18 protein-coding genes are annotated in these 17747 nt (G+C 72.3%); 11 read left to right on the forward strand and 7 right to left on the reverse strand.

What is annotated here, in order from left to right; translation table 11 throughout:
- Window positions 1-49: 49 nt before the first annotated feature.
- Complete coding sequence (locus tag AQJ64_RS27405) at window positions 50-2467, reverse strand: D-alanyl-D-alanine carboxypeptidase (RefSeq protein WP_055633129.1); 2418 nt, start codon at window positions 2465-2467, stop codon at window positions 50-52.
- A gap of 217 nt (window positions 2468-2684) precedes the next feature.
- Here AQJ64_RS27405 and AQJ64_RS27410 point away from each other — a divergent pair, with 217 nt between their 5' ends.
- The 3 genes from AQJ64_RS27410 (at window position 2685) to AQJ64_RS27420 (ending at window position 5022) form a co-directional block, all read left to right on the forward strand.
- Entirely contained in the window at window positions 2685-3443 is a 759-nt protein-coding gene (locus tag AQJ64_RS27410; RefSeq protein WP_055633128.1) for a GOLPH3/VPS74 family protein, read from the forward strand.
- Between the two features lie 323 nt (window positions 3444-3766).
- Window positions 3767-4624: a helix-turn-helix domain-containing protein gene (locus tag AQJ64_RS27415; RefSeq protein WP_055633127.1), complete on the forward strand. Its 858-nt coding sequence runs from the start codon at window positions 3767-3769 to the stop codon at window positions 4622-4624.
- Between the two features lie 206 nt (window positions 4625-4830).
- Entirely contained in the window at window positions 4831-5022 is a 192-nt protein-coding gene (locus AQJ64_RS27420) for a DUF397 domain-containing protein (protein ID WP_055633126.1), read from the forward strand.
- 123 nt (window positions 5023-5145) lie between these two features.
- Here the strand turns inward: AQJ64_RS27420 and AQJ64_RS27425 are convergent, their stop codons facing one another.
- The 3 genes from AQJ64_RS27425 to AQJ64_RS27435 all read right to left on the reverse strand — a co-directional run bounded on the left by AQJ64_RS27425 (window position 5146) and on the right by AQJ64_RS27435 (window position 7658).
- Window positions 5146-6033 (reverse strand): MerR family transcriptional regulator, encoded by an 888-nt coding sequence (locus AQJ64_RS27425; protein ID WP_059203071.1) that lies wholly within the window; start codon window positions 6031-6033, stop codon window positions 5146-5148.
- Between the two features lie 70 nt (window positions 6034-6103).
- Window positions 6104-6607: a glutathione peroxidase gene (locus AQJ64_RS27430; RefSeq protein WP_059203072.1), complete on the reverse strand. Its 504-nt coding sequence runs from the start codon at window positions 6605-6607 to the stop codon at window positions 6104-6106.
- Between the two features lie 34 nt (window positions 6608-6641).
- The gene (locus AQJ64_RS27435; RefSeq protein WP_059203073.1) at window positions 6642-7658 is read right to left on the reverse strand and encodes an ArsR/SmtB family transcription factor; all 1017 of its coding nucleotides are present in this window, start codon (window positions 7656-7658) and stop codon (window positions 6642-6644) included.
- A gap of 83 nt (window positions 7659-7741) precedes the next feature.
- On the opposite strand from AQJ64_RS27435, the gene AQJ64_RS27440 reads away from it, so the two are divergent.
- Window positions 7742-8950 carry an MFS transporter gene (locus tag AQJ64_RS27440; protein ID WP_055639031.1) on the forward strand — a complete coding sequence of 403 codons (1209 nt, stop codon included), beginning with the start codon at window positions 7742-7744 and terminating at the stop codon, window positions 8948-8950.
- Window positions 8951-9018: 68 nt separating this feature from the next.
- On the opposite strand, the gene AQJ64_RS27445 is transcribed toward AQJ64_RS27440, so the two are convergent.
- Both AQJ64_RS27445 and AQJ64_RS27450 read right to left on the reverse strand, forming a co-directional pair.
- Window positions 9019-9651, reverse strand: coding sequence for a GNAT family N-acetyltransferase (locus tag AQJ64_RS27445; protein WP_055639032.1), 633 nt, complete (start codon window positions 9649-9651; stop codon window positions 9019-9021).
- Window positions 9652-9683: 32 nt separating this feature from the next.
- Window positions 9684-9980, reverse strand: coding sequence for an SHOCT domain-containing protein (locus AQJ64_RS27450; RefSeq protein ID WP_059203074.1), 297 nt, complete (start codon window positions 9978-9980; stop codon window positions 9684-9686).
- 121 nt (window positions 9981-10101) lie between these two features.
- Between AQJ64_RS27450 and AQJ64_RS27455 the strand changes: the two genes are divergently transcribed.
- From AQJ64_RS27455 to AQJ64_RS27475, 5 genes are all read left to right on the forward strand, one after another.
- On the forward strand, window positions 10102-10530 hold the full coding sequence (locus AQJ64_RS27455; protein WP_055636669.1) for a DUF7144 family membrane protein: 429 nt from the start codon (window positions 10102-10104) through the stop codon (window positions 10528-10530).
- A 159-nt stretch (window positions 10531-10689) separates the two neighbouring features.
- A complete protein-coding gene (locus tag AQJ64_RS27460; RefSeq protein WP_055636664.1) occupies window positions 10690-11532 on the forward strand; it encodes an SDR family oxidoreductase in 843 nt (280 codons plus the stop codon).
- A 70-nt stretch (window positions 11533-11602) separates the two neighbouring features.
- The gene (locus AQJ64_RS27465; protein WP_079061979.1) at window positions 11603-13012 is read left to right on the forward strand and encodes a cytochrome ubiquinol oxidase subunit I; all 1410 of its coding nucleotides are present in this window, start codon (window positions 11603-11605) and stop codon (window positions 13010-13012) included.
- Complete coding sequence (locus tag AQJ64_RS27470; RefSeq protein ID WP_055636666.1) at window positions 13009-14067, forward strand: cytochrome d ubiquinol oxidase subunit II; 1059 nt, start codon at window positions 13009-13011, stop codon at window positions 14065-14067. Before AQJ64_RS27465 ends, AQJ64_RS27470 begins: the two co-directional genes overlap by 4 nt.
- Before the next feature lie 135 nt (window positions 14068-14202).
- Complete coding sequence (locus AQJ64_RS27475; protein ID WP_055636667.1) at window positions 14203-14574, forward strand: hypothetical protein; 372 nt, start codon at window positions 14203-14205, stop codon at window positions 14572-14574.
- A gap of 27 nt (window positions 14575-14601) precedes the next feature.
- Here the strand turns inward: AQJ64_RS27475 and AQJ64_RS27480 are convergent, their stop codons facing one another.
- Entirely contained in the window at window positions 14602-15024 is a 423-nt protein-coding gene (locus AQJ64_RS27480; protein WP_055636670.1) for a DUF6325 family protein, read from the reverse strand.
- Window positions 15025-15214: 190 nt separating this feature from the next.
- Here AQJ64_RS27480 and AQJ64_RS27485 point away from each other — a divergent pair, with 190 nt between their 5' ends.
- Window positions 15215-16591 (forward strand): hypothetical protein, encoded by a 1377-nt coding sequence (locus AQJ64_RS27485; RefSeq protein WP_240512813.1) that lies wholly within the window; start codon window positions 15215-15217, stop codon window positions 16589-16591.
- A gap of 49 nt (window positions 16592-16640) precedes the next feature.
- Window positions 16641-17576 carry a cyclase family protein gene (locus tag AQJ64_RS27490; RefSeq protein WP_055636668.1) on the forward strand — a complete coding sequence of 312 codons (936 nt, stop codon included), beginning with the start codon at window positions 16641-16643 and terminating at the stop codon, window positions 17574-17576.
- Window positions 17577-17747 lie beyond the last annotated feature (171 nt).

Genomic DNA, 17747 nt, shown 5'->3' on the forward strand with positions numbered 1-17747 from the left:
CGGGCGGCTGCCCGGCGGGGTGGCGAGAGGTACGGACGCGGTCGGCGGGTCAGCCGAGCCGGGTCAGCTTGTCCTGGAAGCCCGGTTCGACGAGGTCGCTCTCCAGGGCGACCGGGACCTTCACCGCGCCGCTGGTGCCGTCCCCGACGGTGAGCGTGCCCACCTGGGTGCCGGCCTTCGCGGTGTGCGGCACCTCCTCTGCGGCGAACTTCAGCTTCACCGTCAGCCCGGCCCAGCCGACCGCCGTGACGTCCTTGGTGACGACGACCGGGGTGTGGCCGCCGAGCCGGTCGTCCACGTACCCGACGACATCACCCTTTTTGAGGATCTTCGCGGACTTCAGCGCGTCCTCGGCGGCGGCCAGGGCCGTCTTGCTGACCTCGTTGACCGTCTTGAGGATGGTCGGCTTGTGCTGGCCGAGGATCGCGCCGACGACGGTGACCGTCTCGCCGCCGACCTCCTTGCGGGCGGCGAAGAGGAGGTTGCCGCCGGCCGCGGTGGTGGAGCCGGTCTTGATGCCGATCGCGCCCATCCGGTAGGGCAGCTCGTTGTAGTTCGGCCAGTTGTATCCGGAGGGGTCGGTCCAGCTGGCCGCGCTGGTGATCGCCACGAGGGCCGGGATCTTCACGACCGCGTTGCCGAGCTTCACCTGGTCCTCGGCCGTGGAGACGGTGGTCTCCTTCAGCCCGGAGGCGTCGGTGTACGTGGTGTTCGTCATCCCGAGCTCCTTGGCGGCCGCGTTCATCTTCTTGATGAACGCCGCCTCGGTGCCCCCGTCCCAGCGGGCCAGCAGCCGGGCGATGTTGTTCGCGGACGGGATCATGACCGCGGAGAGGGCCTGCTGGAGCGTGAGCTTGTCACCGGCCTTGACGCTGTTGAGGGTGGACTCGCCGCTCAGGTCGTAGCCGCCCTCCTTCTCGGCGGTGGCGTCGACGGTGATGCTCGGACCGTCGGCACCCGCCTTGAGCGGGTGGTCCTTGAGGACGACGTACGCGGTCATCGTCTTGGCCACCGAGCCGATGGCGACGGGCGTCTGCTTGCCGAAGCTGTCCATCGTGCCGACGCCGTCGACGTCCATCCAGCCCTGGCCCTCGTCCGGCCAGGGCAGGGCGAGCTTGCCGCCCTCGAAGGTGTACGAGTCCTTCGCGGTGAGCGCCAGCGCGGTGGCCGGGAGCGGGCGGAAGGCCTGTACGACCGCAAACGCGATCACCAGCAGGATGACCAGCGGCGTCCAGATCTTGACCCGCCGGCCGAGGGTGCGCAGCGGGGTCGGCGGGGGCGGCGGGGTGTTGGTCAGCTCCGCCAGCAGGTCGATCGGCGGCTTCGGCGGCAGCGGCTGCTGGGTCGTCCGCTCGGGGCCGATCTGGGGCACCAGCGCGGTGACGGCGGTGATGTCACCGGTCGCCTTCGGGGGGCGGGGCTCGTCGAGCGGCTTGAGCGCGACGAACCTGCTGGTCCGCTCGGCGGGCGGCGGGGTCCTGTCGCCGTCCTCCGCCGAGGACTTCTCACCGGGCGCGGGCTCGTCGGCCTTGGGCTCGTCGGCCTTGGGCTCGTCCGCCTTGGGCTTGAGGGCCCCGCCCAGCTTGAGCATGGTGGTCGGCTGGTCGACGGTGGGCTTGGGCCGGGGCGCCTTGAAGATGGCGGTGGGCTGGTCGACGGGGGAGTCGTCGGCCCTGCCGCCGTCGTCCTCCCCGTCCTCCCCGTCCTCCTCGGCCTTCTCGGCCTTCTCGGCCGTGTCGGCCTTCTCGCCCCCGGAGGCCCATTTGGGCACGGGCTTGGCGGAGGGGGCGGGCGCGTCGTCGTCGTCCTCGGCGCCGGCGGAGTCCGTACGGGGTTCCGTACGAGGATCCGTCCGCAAGTCTGCCCCGGAGGTCTCCGGAGCCGAGTCCTCCGGACCCTCCGCACTGCCCTCCGCGTCGCCCTCCTCGTCCGCGTCCCCCTCGGAACCGTCCGAAGAGTCACCCGCACCGACGGCGTCTTCGGGGTCCTCGGCGTCTTCGGGGTCCTCGGCGTCCTCGGGGCTCTCCGGGGCGCTGTCCGCGTCCGCGCGCCCCTCGGCGGCGTCCTCCGCGTCCTCGCGGCCCTCGGCGGCGTCCGAGTCGGCCCCGGTGCCCTCGGGGCCCTCAGAAGGGCTCTCAGGGCTCCCCTCGGCGTCGTCCACGCCTTCGGCCCCGTCGGCCTCCGCGGGCGCGTCCTCGGGCTCCGCGGGCGCGTCCTCGGGCTCCGGGCGAGCGTCCTCGGGCTCCTCGATCTCCAGTTCGCGTACGGAGAGAACCCGTGTCGCCGTGTCGACGCCGCCCCGCGAGGCGGTCGAGGCCGCCGGGGCCCCGTTCTCCCGGGCCACCGCCACCCGCGGATCGCGGACCTCGCGGGCCTCGCGTGCCTCGGGAACCGTACCCGCGCTCCCCGACGTCGGTTCCGCCGACGACTCGCGCTGCTTCGACCTGTCGGGGGACTCGCCCGCCACCGATGCCTCCTTGTGCCTGTCGAACCGTGAACGCCCGCCCCGGACAACGCCTCGAGGCGTTGTCCGAACCATGTACCAGTGTCCTGTGTAGAGGGCTTGGCTCCTGCGGTAGACGAGAACGACATACCTACTGGTTCCACTACAAACAGGTCACGCACCCTCGACAGACCAATGTGAGAGGGGTCACCCTGTCATTCATCCACGCGGGGAGGCATGGATGGGCAGGAGCCGCAGAACGATTCCGGAAGAGCTTCTTCTGCTGGCGTTGGACCCGACCACGGGTACCACCGCACAGCCGCAGTCGCTCGACCTTGGTCTGGCCGGAGCACAGCTAGTGGAGCTGGCGCTGGCCGGGCGGATAGCCCCTGACGGGGATCGTATCGCCGTGGTGTCCCCACGGCCGACAGGAGATCCGACACTGGACTGCGCACTGGAGTTGCTGCGAAGGCGTGGCGCCCCGGTCCGTGCCGTCCACTGGATCGGCGGGCCGCGTCTCGGGCTGCGCCAGACCTACCTCTCGCATCTGGAGCGGTGCGGCATGGTGCATGCCGTGGCGGGTCAGATGTGCGGGGTGCTGCCGACCACTCGCTACCAGGCGACGGACACCGAGATCAGCCGGGAGATCAAGGCCCGGCTGGACTCCGCGATCCGCACCGGCGTACCGCCGGACCCGCGGACCGCGGCGCTCGCCGCACTGGCGCACGCGGTCGGTCTCGGCAAGCACCTGTACCCGGGGAACGAGGGACGCTCGTCCCGCTCCCGGCTGCGGGACCTGATCAGGCACGACCCCATGGGCGGTCTCGTCGCGCACGCCGTGATGGACGTCCAGAACGGTGCGGCGGCCCAGCCGCGCCGCAACCCGGCGGCTCCGGCCGGCCGGCCGACCGGACCGGGCGGACGGCCCGTACCGGAACCCGCCCGTGGAGTTCCGGCACAGCCGCGCCGCGGCCCCATGGCGCGTGTCGTGGCCCACTGAGCCGCAGTTCCACGGCACACCCGGCACGGCGCCGGAAAGCACCGCGAGCGCCGGGAGCACGACCCGTATGACCCGTTCGGGAGCCGCCGCGGCCCGCGCGGGGTGGTGAGGCCGTACGTCCGTCGCGACGCACGGCATCGCCGCCCCGCGCGGACGCATGTCCGGGGCGTGGTCGGCAGGTTGTGCGGGGCGTGATCCGAACTGGCGTGTACCGGCCGCATATCCACCGTTTTCCAGCGGTACGAAGCACCTTGGTGGCAGTCTGCTCAACAGCAGATACGCAAAGTGTCAATTACAGGCATGCAGCCGGAGGTGCGCGTCCCGTGACGTCCAATGTCAATCCCACGGTCAGGCGACGCCGGTTGGGCCAGGAGCTGCGCCGACTCCGTGAAGAGAAGGGCATGACGGCCGAACAGGTCGCCGAGCGCCTGCTTGTGTCCCAGTCGAAGATCAGCCGCCTGGAGAACGGCCGGCGCAGCATCAGCCAGCGTGATGTGCGCGACCTCTGCGGAGTCTACGAGGTCGAGGACCAGCGCATGGTGGAATCGCTGATGGAAATGGCGAAGGACTCCCGGCAGCAGGGCTGGTGGCATGCCTTCGGGGACATTCCGTACAGCGTGTACATCGGTCTGGAGACCGACGCGGAGTCGCTGCGGGTGTACGAACCCCAGACCGTCACCGGCCTGTTGCAGACCCGCGCGTACGCCGAGGCCATCATCCGGGGCGCGTTGCCGGAGCGGCCGGAGGCCGAGGTCGACAAACGGGTGCAGGTGCGGCTGCGGCGGCAGGAACGAATCACCACCGAGGACGGGCCGCTGCGGCTGTGGGTGGTGCTGGACGAGGCGGCCCTGCGCCGGGTCGTCGGCAGCAGGCTGGTGATGCGGGAGCAACTGGAGCACCTCGCCGAGCTGTCGAGGCTTCCGCATGTCACCGTGCAGGTGCTGCCGTTCGAGGTCGGCGCGCATCCCGGCCTCAACGGCCAGTACACGATCCTGGAGTTCGCCGACGCCTCCGACTCCAGCGTGGTCTACATCGAGGGCGTGACGAGCGACCTCTACCTGGAGAAGGCGTACGACGTCCAGCAGTACTCGGTGATGTACGAACACCTGCGGGCGCAGGCGCTGAACGTGGAGCACTCGCGCCGCGTCATCGACGACCTGGCGAAGGATTACGCGCGATGAAAATCCTCCCGGGATGAGCTTTCCGGGGTGTGGCGGCGGATGGTACACCGCTGACACGCTCGATTGGAAGACTCACCTGGAATATGCCATTCGACCGAGTGAATGACTCCTCCGATTAGCGGGGTTGGCGAGTAGCGTCGATCACGCCAACGATCACCGACGTTGGCGCAAAACCGTGACTCGCCAACTGGCTAACGGAGCAATCAATGGCAATTCGTCTGGGCGCCACGGAAACGTGGACGACGTCCTCCTACACCAACGGCAACGGCGCCTGTGTGATGGTCAGGTCGACCGTCCTGGAGACGCTGGAGCTCGGGGACACCAAGATCCCCGAGGGCCCCAAGCTGGCCTTCCCGGCCGGCGCGTGGAACGCCTTCGTGGCGTCGGTGAAGGAGTAGGGCGAGGAACGTTCTCCGCAACACACCGGTTCCACTTCGACCATCGCACAGCCACCGACAGAGCCCTCTCGACAAGATCGCCGTCCTTGCCGAGGGGGCTCGGCCTGTTCCGGGCGAAGGGCCCTAGGGCGTGTGTCGAACCGGGAACGCCACGTCGCACACCGGGTCCTGCGGGCCCGCCGCGTCCCAGTCGGCGAAGTAGATCTCGCGGCACGGGCCGTCGTACGTCCAGCCCTCCCGCCTCATCCATGCCTCCACCGCCTCGAACGCGGCGATGATCTGCGGATGGGCGACCTGCGCCTTGCTGATCCGGGTGGACGCCAGCCGCCGGGCCGGCTCCACCTTCACCTCGATCCCCCGGGCCCGCCCCTGCGCGGCCGCCCACGCGCGGGCCGCCGCCTCGTCGGCGACCGGGACACAGGACTCCGCCGGTCCGTCGCTCTCCATGGACACCTCGGCGTGGTACGCCACGAACGGCGCGCCGGTGGTGCCCCCGCACGCGCCCGCCGCCTCCTCCAGCCGGCCGAGGGCGGCGGGGATCCACCGGGGCAGCTCGTCCGCCAGCACATGACGGGTCTCGCTGATGATCACCTGCTCGGGCAGGTCGACGATCTCGACCTCGAACTTCTCGTACATTTCGGAGCTCCTCCCCGACAGTCGTCCACGGAGGTACTCGGCGAGCGCGCGCCGGCCGGCGAACCGGTCCTCGGCCTCGGCCCAGTAGGCGGCGAGCAGGTCCGCGCCCTCGGCGCCACCGGTCTCCACCACCTCGGCGATCCGGGCCAGCGGCATCTCCAGCTGCCGCAGCATCGCCACCAGCCGGGCCCGGTCCACCTGGCCGGCCCGGTAGTAGCGATAGCCGCTGGCCTCGTCGACCCGCGCCGGGGCCAGCAGGCCCAGCCGGTCGTAGAGACGCAGCGCCTTGGCCGTGAGGCGGGCCCGCGCGGCGAACGCGCCGATGGTCAGCAGTTCGTCGTCGTCGCGTACGTTCACCTGGTCATCCTCCGTCACCGGGCGGTCTGCTCCGCCCGGCGACGAGGAGACTCCGCCTTGCCCCAGGGGCAAGGTCAAGCGGTCCCGATCAGCCGAGCCGTGCCTCGATCGCGGTGACGATCTCGTCGGACTCCGGCTCGGTCTGCGGTGAGAAGCGGGCCACGACGGCCCCGTCCCGGCCGACGAGGAACTTCTCGAAGTTCCAGCGGATGTCACCCGTGTGGCCCTCCGCGTCCGCGAAGCCGACCAGCCGCTCGTACAGGGGGTGCCGGCCCTCGCCGTTCACCTCGACCTTCTCGGTCAGCGGGAAGGTCACGCCGTACGTCGCCGAGCAGAACTCCGCGATCTCCTCGGCGCTGCCGGGCTCCTGCCCGAGGAACTGGTTGCAGGGCACGCCCAGCACGGTGAAGCCCTGCGCGGCGTACCGCTCCTGGAGCTTCTCCAGCCCGTTGTACTGCGGGGTCAGACCACACTTGGAGGCCACGTTCACGATCAGGACGACCTGCCCCGAATACTCCGAGAGCTGCGCGGACCCACCCTTGAGGGCGCCGATCTCGACATCGAGGGGGGAGGAAACGGCATCAGTAGTCATGGGCGGATGCTAGCCCCGCCCGGTGAACCCTCCCTCAACCGGGGGCGCTCTCCCTTTCCGTTTCCTGTGCCGTATCCCGCTCCGTCTCCTTCGCCGCCCCGGCCAGTACCTCCCCCGCCGCCGTCCGCGAGTACAGCACCGACCGCCCCGCCCGCCCCCGCTCCACCAGCCCCGCGTCCAGCAGCACCCGCAGATGCCGGCCCACCGAGCCCAGCCCCTGCCCGGTCAGCGCGACCAGCTGGGTGGTGCTCAGCGGCCCCTGCCCGAGCAGCACCAGCACCGCCGCCCGCCCCGGCCCCAGCAGCGCGCCGAGCGCCGCCGGCACCGCCCGCTCCCGGGGGTCCCCGGCCAGCGGCCCCGCGCACGGGTACACCACCGCGTACCGCTCCCGCCCCTCCCACGACACCCAGCCGGCCCTCGGGGTGACCGGCACGAACACCAGCTCCGCGCCGGAGATCTCCCGGGGCGGGTATTCATGCGCGTTCACCTGGAACCGGCTCTCCCCGAGCCACCGCGTCCCCGGCCGCAGCGAGTCCAGCGCCGCCGCCCAGCCGCCCCGGCTGACCTGCGCCGTCCGCGCGACCACATCCGCCTCCAGCACATGCCGCCGACGCTCCCAGGACGGCCGCACCGCCGCCTCCCACACGTACTCCAGCAGTGCCGCCGCCCGCTCGGGCAGATCGTCGCGGTCCAGGGCGGGGGGCAGCGGACCGCCGACGGAGAGCCGCAGATGCGCGCGGGCCTCGGCGGGATCCGCCGCCCGCACCCGCGCCACCCCCTGCGCGAAGCTCTCGCCGTCGCGCGGGGTCGGAGTGAGGAAGTCCGCGATCCAGCTCCGCCCGAGCCCCGCGCGGATCAGCAGCGCGGTGACCGGGTCCGCCGCCAACTCGGCCCGGTAGGCCGGCAGATGGGCCCGCAGCCAGGCCTGCTCGCCGGGGTGGGCGCCCACCCCCCACTGGAGCAGCTTCACGCTCGCGAAGGTCTCGGCGAGCGGCGAGAGCACGAACCGGCTGCGGGCCAGCGTGTCGGCGTTCAACTGCCACCAGCCCACCGCGGACCTCCCCGTGCCCTACGACCTTTCGCGTGACCGCGAAACAATAACCACCCCCTTCCGGGCCGCCCGAGACTCCGGCCATGACCGGCTACCGACAGCTCTTCCGCACCCCGGAGTTCACCCCTCTCTTCCTCTCGTCCGCCGCCCACACCGCCGCCCAGACGGTGAGCGGACTCGCCCTGGGCACCCTCGTCTTCCAGGCCACCGACTCGCCGCTGCTGTCGGCGGTGAGCATGTTCGGACCCTCGCTCGCCCAGGCGGTCGGCGCGACCCTGCTGCTCTCGGGCGCCGACCGGCTGGCCCCGAGGGCCACCCTGATCGGCCTGTCCCTCGCCTTCGCCGTCACCACGGCCGCCGTCGCCCTGCCCGGCCTCCCGGTCCGGGCCGTCCTCGCGGTCGTCCTCCTGGGGGGCCTGATCGCCTCGCTCGGCGGGGGTGTCCGCTGGGGCCTGCTGAACGAGCTCCTCAGCGGCGACGGGACGTATCTGCCGGGGCGTTCGCTCTTCAACGTGATGAGCGGGCTGACGCAGGTCACCGGGTACGCCGTCGGCGGCGCCCTGGTCACCGCCCTCGCCCCGCGTCCCGTGCTCCTGCTCGCCGCCCTGCTCCACACCGTCGCCGCGGCCGTCGCCCGGCTCGGCCTGACCGCCCGGCCGCCGCGCGCCACGGGCCGCCCCTCGGCCGCCGCGACCCTGCGCACCAACGCCGCCTTGTGGTCCTCACGGCCCCGCCGCCTCACCTACCTCGGCCTGTGGGTCCCCAACGGCCTGGTCGTCGGCTGCGAGGCGCTGTTCGTGCCGTACGCCCCCGACGCGGCGGGCACGCTGTTCGCGTGCGCGGCGCTGGGGATGCTGGTGGGCGATGTGACGGTCGGCCGGTTCGTCCCGCCGGCGCTGCGGGCGCGGCTCGCCACGCCTCTGCTGCTCCTGCTGGCCACCCCCTATCTCCTCTTCGTCCTGCGGCCCGCCCTGCCCGTCGCCGCCGGCTGCGCGGCCCTCGCCTCGGTGGGCTTCGGGGCGAGTCTGGTCCAGCAGGAGCGCCTGATGGCCCTCACCCCGGCCGAACTCGGCGGGCAGGCGCTCGGGCTGCACTCCGCCGGGATGGGAACCATGCAGGGGGTGGGCGCGGCGGTGGCGGGCACGGTCGCCCAGCTCACCTCCGCGGCCACCGCGATGACGGTGACGGCGCTGACGTCGCTGGCGGTGACCGCGGGGCTGGCCCTGGCGGGCGGCCGGGCCGAGGGCACCGGGAGCCCGGCCGGGCGGGCTCGGTCCACGACACGGGGGTGACGGGTGACGGTCACCGGCCGGCGACCGGTGTCGGGTGCGTCACCGGGTCCGCACCGGCCCACCCGGACTCACACGGCGGGGCGCGGCGCGGGGTGCGATCGGACGGCGGGCCGTGACGGACCGGTGACGTTCCGTACGTGGCGATGGCCGTCCAGCGGGTAGGCGGGCGGTGCGGCGGGCAGGACGCCGTCGAGGACGTACCCGGTCTTCTCGGCGACCCGGCAGGACGCGTCGTTGTCCACCTGGTGGAGGAGTTCGAGGCGGCTCAGGCCGGTGGGTGCGAAGGTGGCGTACGCCCAGTCGGTGAGGGTGCGCAGGGCACGGGGCGCCACGCCCCGGCCGCGCGCGTGGGCGGCGGTCCAGTAGCCCACCTCGGCGGTGGGGGCACCGGGTGCGACCGTCTTCAGGACCGCCTGGCCGACCAGGAGGTCACCCGGACGGCCGGCGTCCTCGGGGCCGGCGCTCTCCTCGGTCACGGCGAAGCAGAACCGCGTCCCGGCCTCCCAGCCCTCCCGCTGGGCGGCGATCCAGCGCGCCCCCTCGGCCTCGTCGTCCACCCGGTGGCTGGTCCAGCGGCGCAGCACGGGGTCCCGCAGCGCCTCGACCAGCGCGGGGACGTCCGTCGGGCGCCAGGGGCGCAGGGTGAGGGCGGGGGCGCCGGCGTGCGCGGCGGCTCGGAGGGAGACCGGGGTGGGCGGCATCGGGCGATCGTACGCCGTCGTACGCCCTGCCCTCAGGCGAGCAGCCGGCGCTTCTGCTCCTCGAACTCGGCGTCGCTGAGGATGCCCTGGGACTTCAGATCGCCGAGCTGCTTGAGCTGGTCGATCTTGTTGGTCATCTCGTCGGCCGTGGACGGCGGCGCCGCGGGTGCCGCGGGTGCCGGGGGCGGCGGCGGGGGCTGCGGGGGCTGCTGCTCCTCGGCCTGGGCGGCCCAGCGGCCCTGCTGACGGCGTGACACTCGGTTGGAGACCGCGGTCGCCGTTCCCGCCACCACCGCGGTGCGGGCGACTCCGCGCAGAAGACCAGGCATGACGATCCCCTTTCTCGTCCGGAACGGTCACTCCATTGCAGCACGCCTCCCCTTGATCTGCCGGGTGCCGTAATCCGTGGCAGCCTGAGTCTGTGTGTTCGCCGAAGCGAAGGAGCTCGACATGGCCACGCACGGCAGGGGAATGACGGACACGACGGCTCGCGGGGGAATGGCCGTGTCCGGCTGGATACTGTTCGCCGCGATCATGATGATGTTCGGCGGCGTCATGGCGATATTCGAGGGAATAGCCGCCATAGCCGAGGACGACGTGTTCGTCTCGACAAGGAACTACACCTTCCAGTGGAGCCTCACCGGGTGGGGCTGGCTGCACCTCGTGCTCGGCATCGTGGTCACTCTGGCGGGCATCGCTCTGTTCAGCGGTGCCATGTGGGCACGGGTCGTCGGCATCGCACTGGCCGGGATCTCGATGATCGCCAACTTCGCCTGGCTGCCCTGGTACCCGTTCTGGGCGGTCATGCTGATCATCATCGACGGCTTCGTGATGTGGGCGCTGTGCGTCGGACCCAGCAGGGACACCCGGGCGACCTGAGCCGCCGCTCCCCGTCCGGCGCCGCGTTGAGCCGTTCGGCCCCGGCGGTCACCCGCACGTGCCGCCGGGGCCCGTACCACCGGGCCCCGGCGGCACACCGGTGTTTTCGTGGGGTGTGGAATTCCCCGGTCCCGGGGGCGCACCCGTAGGGAGACATCAGTGGAGAGCAGCAGCGGCGGCCCGGGAGTTCAGCCGATCGCCTTTCCCCTTCTGAAAGGCCAGAAAGCACTCGTCACGGGTGCGAACTCGGGAATCGGCAGGGCGACCGCCGTGGCGCTCGGGCGGGTGGGCGCCGATGTCGTCGTGAACTACGTCTCCGGCCGGGACGCCGCCGAGGAGGTGGTCCGCGAGATCGAGGGCTTCGGGGTCCGCGCGTACGCGCACGAGGCGGACGTCTCCCAGGAGGACCAGGTCGTCGACATGGTCGCCGCGATGGTCAAGGAGTTCGGGACCATCGACGTCATGGTGGCCAACGCGGGCCTGCAACGGGACGCGCCTGTCACCGACATGACCTTGGACCAGTGGCACAAGGTGCTGGACGTCAACCTCACCGGCCAGTTCCTGTGCGCCCGCGAGGCCACCAAGGAGTTCCTGCGGCGCGGTGTCGTCCCGGAGGTCTCCCGCTCCGCCGGGAAGATCATCTGCATGAGTTCGGTGCACCAGCTCATCCCCTGGGCCGGGCACGTGAACTACGCCTCGTCCAAGGGCGGGGTGCTGATGCTGATGGCGACCCTCTCGCAGGAACTCGCCCCCTTCCGGATCCGGGTCAACGCCGTCGCCCCCGGCGCGATCCGCACCCCCATCAACCGCAGCGCCTGGGACACCCCGGAGGCCGAGGCCGATCTGCTGCGGCTCATCCCCTACCGCCGGGTCGGCGACCCCGACGACATCGCGAACACGGTCGCCGTCCTCGCCTCCGACCTGCTCGACTACGTCGTCGGCACCACGATCTACGTCGACGGCGGCATGACACTGTTCCCCGGCTTCGCCACCGGCGGCTGACATCGACGCCGTGCACGCCGCCGGGCTCCTCGCGGCGACCCCGCCCCAGCTGCTGCCCGCGCGCGAGCTGATGGCCTTCACCCTGGGCACCCACATCCTGCTCGTGCCCTTCGGTGTCGCGCTGCCCTTCCTCACCCTGCTGATGCACCACCGCGGACTGCGCAAGGGCGACGAGGCCGCGCTGCGCCTCGCCCGCCGCTGGTCGGCGGTGATGGCCGTGCAGTTCGCCATCGGCATCGTCACCGGCACCGTGCTGTCCTTCGAGTTCGGGCTGCTGTGGCCCGGCATGATGGGCCGCTGGGGAGACGTCTTCGGGCTGGCCTTCGGCATCGAGGGCTGGGCCTTCTTCCTGGAGGCCATCCTGATCGCCGTCTATCTGTACGGCTGGCGCACGCTGCGCCCGTGGCCGCACTTCTGGGTCGGGGTCCCGCTGTGCGCGTCCGCCCTGCTCGGGGCGTTCGGGATCATCGCCGCGAACTCCTGGATGAACACGCCCCGGGGCTTCACCCTCGACGCGTCCGGCGACCCGGCCGACGTCGACGTACGACGGGCGATCTTCACGCCGATCTTCGGCCCCGAGTACTGGCACTTCGTGGGCGCCGCCTATATGACCGCCGCGTACTGCGTGGCCGGCGTGTACGCGGTCGGCCGGCTGCGCGGCCGCCGGGACCGCTACCACCGGCTCGGCTTCACCGTGCCGTTCACGGTGGCCGCGATCCTCACCCCGATCCAGTTCATGCTGGGCGACTCGCTGGCCCGGGCCGTCTTCCACCAGCAGCCGGTGAAGTTCTCCGCCATGGAGATCGTCTGGACGACCGGCACCCATGTGCCCGAGTACATGTTCGGGATCCTGCACTCCGACGGGAGCATCTCCGGCGGCGTCAAGATCCCCCAACTGGACTCGATCCTGGCCGGCTTCAGCCCCTCCACCAAGGTGCAGGGCCTCACCGCGGTCGCCGCCGACACCCGCCCGACGGCCGCTCAGGCCACCCTCGTGCACTGGGCGTTCGACATCATGGTGACCCTCGGCAGCCTGCTGATCCTGCTCGCCCTCTGGTACGGCTGGGTCTGGTTCCGCCGCCGCGACCTGCCCCGCTCGCGCTGGTTCTTCCGGTGCGCGGCCGTCGCCGGCGCGGCCTGTCTGGTGTGCGTGGAGTGCGGCTGGATCACCACGGAGGTGGGCCGCCAGCCGTGGATCGTGTACGAGCACATGCGGGTGTCGGAGGCGGTCACCGGCACGCACGCCTACGGGCTGTGGACGATGTTCGGGACCGTGGTCGTCGTCTACGTCTGCGCCTTCGCCGCGTTCCTGACCGTCGTCCGCAGGATGAGCGCCCGCTGGCAGGCGGCCGACGCGGCCGGGGACGTCGTACCGGAGGGGCCGGAGAGCGAGATCCCCTACGGGCCGCGGGCGATGTCGGGTGCCGGGGAGAGCGCACCGGGGCCCGCGCACCGGGACGGGGACGGGGACCGGACATGACGATCGCCAGTGTCATCGCCTGGGTGCTGCTGATCCTGGTCGCCGCCTACGCCTGCGCCGGGGGCACCGACTACGGCGCCGGGTTCTGGGACCTGATGGCCGGGGGCGCCGAGCGCGGGCGGCGGCCCCGGTGGCTCGTCGACCACGCGATGGCCCCGGTGTGGGAGGCCAACAACGTCTGGCTGATCTTCATCCTGGTCGTCATGTGGACCGGCTTCCCGGTCCTGTTCCAGACCGTCTTCTCCGCGATGTGGCTCCCGCTGGCCCTCGCCGCGGTGGGCCTGGTCCTGCGCGGCGCCGGGTTCGCCCTGCGCAAACCGACCCGGCGGCTCGCCGGACGCCGGGTCTACGGCGCCGTGTTCGCCGTCGCCTCCCTGCTCACGCCGTTCTTCCTCGGCGCGGTCGTCGGCGGCCTCGCCACCGGGCGGGTCGCCCCGGGGACCCCGGCCTCGGCCGACGCCTGGTCCAACAAGACGTCCGTGATCGCGGGCCTGCTCACCGTCGCGGCGACCGCGTACCTGGGCGCGGTCAACCTCACCGCCGACGCCCGCCGCTTCGGACAGACCCCGCTCGTCGGCTACTTCCGGCTGCGCGCCTGGGCGAGCCTCGGCGCGGTCGCCGTCCTGGCGTGTGTCGGCCTCGGCATCACCCACGACGACGCCCGGTACGTGTACGACGGGCTCACCGGCGGAACCGGGCTGCTCCTGGTGGTCCTCGCGGCCTGCTGCGCCCTCGCCACCGCCGTACTGCTCCGCTTCGTGGCCACCGGCTGGGCCCGGCTCACCGCCGCCGCCTCGGTCGCCCTCGTCGTCCTGGCCTGGGGGACCGCCCAGCGGCCGTACCTCATCCCGACCTCGCTGACCGTCTCCCAGGGGGCCGGTGCCTCGACCACCCTGCGCTGGCTCGCCCTGGTCACGCTGATCGCGGTGGTGCTCGTCGGGCCGCCCCTGGTCCTGCTCTACCGCCTCGACACCAAGGGTGCCCTCCAGCCCCTCACCGACGCCGACCTGCGCCGGGCGGCCCCGGGGAGCGGCCGCCCGGAGGGGCCCGCCTGAGCGGCGTCCCCGGCACCGGGATTCATACGACTGGGCCCGTCCCGGATGACGCGGACCGCAGGTCGCGGCAGCCTGGGCGGAAGAGAGCCCGACGACCTTCCGCAGGGCTTCCCACACAGACGAGGACCCGTCGCCATGATCTGTCGTAGCCGTGCCGGCCGGCGGGCCGCAGCCGTCGTTCTCCTGCTCGCCGTCGCGGGCTGTACGGGGCACTCCGCCGTGGGCACGATCGAGTACACGACCCCGGAGAAGCGGGTGGTGCAGATCCAGAGCCCCTCCCGCGACGGCTGCCACCCGCTGCCCGGCGGTGCCCACCACGTCACCAACCACACCGACGACGACATCCGGCTGTACGCCAACGCGGACTGTGTGCTGACGACGGCCGGGAACGACCAGAGCGGCCGGACCGGCGGCGAGGCCTTCTACCTCGGCACGCAGATGTCCGTCGAGTACACGCCCGGCCAGTCCCCGTGGCTGAGCTACTCCGTCGTCGGTGGAGGCGGCTGAGCCGGCGGGGGCGGCTGGGCCGCTCTCTCAGGAGGCGGCCTCGGCGGCTTCGAGGGACGCGAGGACGGCCTGGACGTTCAGCCGCCCGGAGGCGACCAGTTGGGCGCCGCCGCGCCGCAGGGCCGCGGCGAACGGCGCCGCCCACAGGTTCTCGTAGACCAGCAGTCCGGCGGAGTTGCCCGGCTCCACCGCCGCGGCCGCCTCCTCCAGGTCGTCCTGGCCCAGCACACCGGAGTGGACGCCCTCGAAGACGGTCAGGTCCAGTTCCCCGTCACCGGTGAGATCGGCGATCTCCAGGGCGGTCACCGAGCCGTCCTCGTCCTTCCTGATGAACATCAGGTCCAGGATGCGGACGATGCCGCGGTCCACCAGATCGACCAGCAGCGGGAAGGCCTCGCCCGTCATGCGGTTGCCGGGGAACTCCACGACCACGTAGTCGATGGGTCCCATCTCGTCGATTTGCTCGCTCACGGCGGTCACCTCTGGTGCTCGGGGGTCCCCCGACAGCCATTGCAACACCGGACCTGGGCCGTCGCACCCGCTGCCCGGTTCACCCGACCGGCCGCCTCCCGGCCGCCCGGTCACCCCACCGGCCCCTCCCGGCTCGCCCGCCGGTCCCCGCCGGGATCTGCTCGGAGACATGACAGGCAGCGACACACCGCCGCCGGAGCGGCAGCCGGACCGCGACCCGGATCAGGAGCTCCGGGAACTGCGGCGCCGGGTCGGAGAACTGGAGAGCGCCCGGCACGAGCCGAAGCACCGGCTGCGCGCGCTCGGCTCGACCCTGCTGATCATCCTGGCGTCCCTGCTGGCCCTGCTCGCCGTGGTCGCGGTCTGGGCGAACAGCATCGTGCGGGACACCGACCGCTATGTCGCGACAGTGGCGCCGCTCGCCTCGAACCCGGACATCCAGAAGGCCGTCACCACCCGCGTCACCGACGCAGTGATCCAGCAGATCGACGTGGACGGGCTGGTCAAGCAGCTCAGTGACGCGGCGGCGGAGAAGGGCGTGCCGCCCAAGATCGCCGGTCTCGTCGACAACCTCGACGGCCCCATCACCAACGGACTGAAACAGCTGATCAGCACCACCGTGATGCGCGTGGTCTCCAGCTCCGCCTTCGAGACGGCCTGGACGAACGCCAACCGCCGGGCCCACTCCGCCGTCGACAAGGCGCTGACGGGCAGCTCCGACAGTGTCGTGCAGCTGAAGGACGATCAGGTCGCCATCGACGTCGGGCCCATCGTCGCCCAGGTGAAGGACCGGCTGGTCGAGTCGGGACTGACCGTGGCGTCGAAGATCCCGGCCGTCCACACGGACTTCGTGGTGGTCCAGGGCAAGGACATCGGCAAGATCAAGACGTACCTGCGGATCCTGGAGATCGTCGGCAACTGGCTGCCGGTCATCGCGGTGCTGGTCGCCGCCGCGGGCGTGTTCATGGCCGCCCACCGCCGGCGGGCGCTGATCGGGGCCGCGATCGGCTTCTTCCTCGCCATGGTGCTGCTGGGCGTCGCCCTCACCGTCTTCCGCGCGGTGTACCTCGACCATCTGCCGCCGGGCACGAACGAGGGCGCGGCGGGCGCGATCTACGACGCGCTGGTGCGGTTCCTGCGCTCCAGCGTGCGGGCGGTCGGGGCGCTGGCCCTGGTCACGGCCATCGGCGCGTTCTTCGTCGGGCCCTCCCGGCCCGCCGTCTTCACCCGGCACTTCTTCACCAAGGGCATCGGCGCGGGCCGGGACGTCGCCCTCTCGGCGGGGCTGCGGCTCGGCCCGGTGGGCCGGTTCGTGCACCGCTTCAAGATGTGGATCGGGGTGGCGATCCTCGCGGTGGCCGCGATCGTCCTGTTCACCTGGAGCTATCCGACCATGGCCGTCGTGATCTGGACGGCCGTGATCGTGCTGGCCGCCTTCGGCATCCGCGAGTTCCTCGACACCGGAGACACCGGGGACACCGCAGACACCCGGGACACCGGGGACACCGGGGACACCGGGTCCGAGGGCGCACCGAGGACGGTCTGACGGCACGGCTCTGGGTGCGCGCGGCCGGGTGCTGCCCGATGGTGGGAGCATGCGGACCTCCGACCAGCTCGGCGAGCCGGGCTTCCGGTCGCTGTACCGGCGGCTGCTGAGCACGGCACCCGGCGCCGCCTCCCCGCGCGGCGCCCTGGACACCCTCACACCCGACCGGGTGCTGGCCGCCGTACGCGAGGTGCGTTCGGGCCGTACGGTGTCGCTGGCCTCCCCGGTCAACACCGTCGCCGCGCCCGACGACCCGCGGCCCGCCGAGCACCGGCTCACCGCGCCGCAGGGCGGGGTCCCGGCGCCCGGCGGGGGCCTCGAGTTCGCCCGGGACCGGTTCGCGATGGACGTCCACGGTGACGTCAACACCCACCTCGACGCCCTGTGCCACGTCCTCTACGACGACACCGTGCACGGCGGTCTCCCGGCCGCCGACGCCCTCACTCCCGAGGGGGCGCGGACCCTCTCCGCCGACCTCGTCCACGACGGTGTCGTGGGACGCGCCGTGCTGCTGGACATCCCGGGGCTGCACGGACGGCCCTGGCTCGAACCCGGGACGAGCGTCACCGCGGAGGACCTGGAGGCCGCCGAGGCCCGGCAGGGCGTCCGGACCGGCCCCGGGGACCTCCTGCTCGTCCGGGTGGGGCACCGGCGCCGCCGCGAGGAACTCGGGCCCTGGGACGCCTCCGTCGCGCGGGCCGGACTGGACCCGGCGGCGCTGGAGTTCCTGGCCGAGCGGCGGGTGGCGGTGCTCGGCGGCGACGGCAACAACGACACCGCGCCCAGCCCGGTGCGCGGCGTGGACTTCCCGGTGCACGTCCTCGCCGTGCACGCCATGGGGCTGCATCTGCTGGACTATCTGCGGCTGGAGGAGGTGCTGCCGGTATGCGTGGCGCAGGGGCGCTGGTCGTTCCTGTGCGTGATCGCGCCACTGCGGCTGCCGGCGGCGACCGGGGCACCGGTGAACCCGATCGCCGTGCTGTGAGGCGGGGCCGGGGGCGTCGGTGCGGGGCTGTCTGTCCGGGGTCGTCTGTCCGGGGTCGTCGGTTCGGGGGTGTCGGTTCGGTGGCGTCCGTTCGGGGCCCGTCGGTCTGGGGCTGTCCGTCTGGGGCCGTCGGTCCGGGGGTGTCCGTCTCGGGCTGTCTGTCCGGGGGTG

Origin of the sequence: Streptomyces griseoruber, assembly GCF_001514205.1 — a bacterium.
GTDB classification, from domain to species: domain Bacteria; phylum Actinomycetota; class Actinomycetes; order Streptomycetales; family Streptomycetaceae; genus Streptomyces; species Streptomyces griseoruber.

Bases quoted from the DNA above. Each gene is read 5' to 3' on its own strand.
- AQJ64_RS27410 (WP_055633128.1), top strand. From the start codon at position 2,685: ATGGGCAGGAGCCGCAGAACGATTCCGGAAGAGCTTCTTCTGCTGGCG.
- AQJ64_RS27420 (WP_055633126.1), top strand. From the start codon at position 4,831: ATGGCAATTCGTCTGGGCGCCACGGAAACGTGGACGACGTCCTCCTAC.
- AQJ64_RS27430 (WP_059203072.1), bottom strand. From the start codon at position 6,607: ATGACTACTGATGCCGTTTCCTCCCCCCTCGATGTCGAGATCGGCGCC.
- AQJ64_RS27440 (WP_055639031.1), top strand. From the start codon at position 7,742: ATGACCGGCTACCGACAGCTCTTCCGCACCCCGGAGTTCACCCCTCTC.
- AQJ64_RS27445 (WP_055639032.1), bottom strand. From the start codon at position 9,651: ATGCCGCCCACCCCGGTCTCCCTCCGAGCCGCCGCGCACGCCGGCGCC.
- AQJ64_RS27450 (WP_059203074.1), bottom strand. From the start codon at position 9,980: ATGCCTGGTCTTCTGCGCGGAGTCGCCCGCACCGCGGTGGTGGCGGGA.
- AQJ64_RS27455 (WP_055636669.1), top strand. From the start codon at position 10,102: ATGGCCACGCACGGCAGGGGAATGACGGACACGACGGCTCGCGGGGGA.
- AQJ64_RS27465 (WP_079061979.1), top strand. From the start codon at position 11,603: ATGGCCTTCACCCTGGGCACCCACATCCTGCTCGTGCCCTTCGGTGTC.
- AQJ64_RS27470 (WP_055636666.1), top strand. From the start codon at position 13,009: ATGACGATCGCCAGTGTCATCGCCTGGGTGCTGCTGATCCTGGTCGCC.
- AQJ64_RS27475 (WP_055636667.1), top strand. From the start codon at position 14,203: ATGATCTGTCGTAGCCGTGCCGGCCGGCGGGCCGCAGCCGTCGTTCTC.
- AQJ64_RS27480 (WP_055636670.1), bottom strand. From the start codon at position 15,024: ATGGGACCCATCGACTACGTGGTCGTGGAGTTCCCCGGCAACCGCATG.
- AQJ64_RS27485 (WP_240512813.1), top strand. From the start codon at position 15,215: ATGACAGGCAGCGACACACCGCCGCCGGAGCGGCAGCCGGACCGCGAC.
- AQJ64_RS27490 (WP_055636668.1), top strand. From the start codon at position 16,641: ATGCGGACCTCCGACCAGCTCGGCGAGCCGGGCTTCCGGTCGCTGTAC.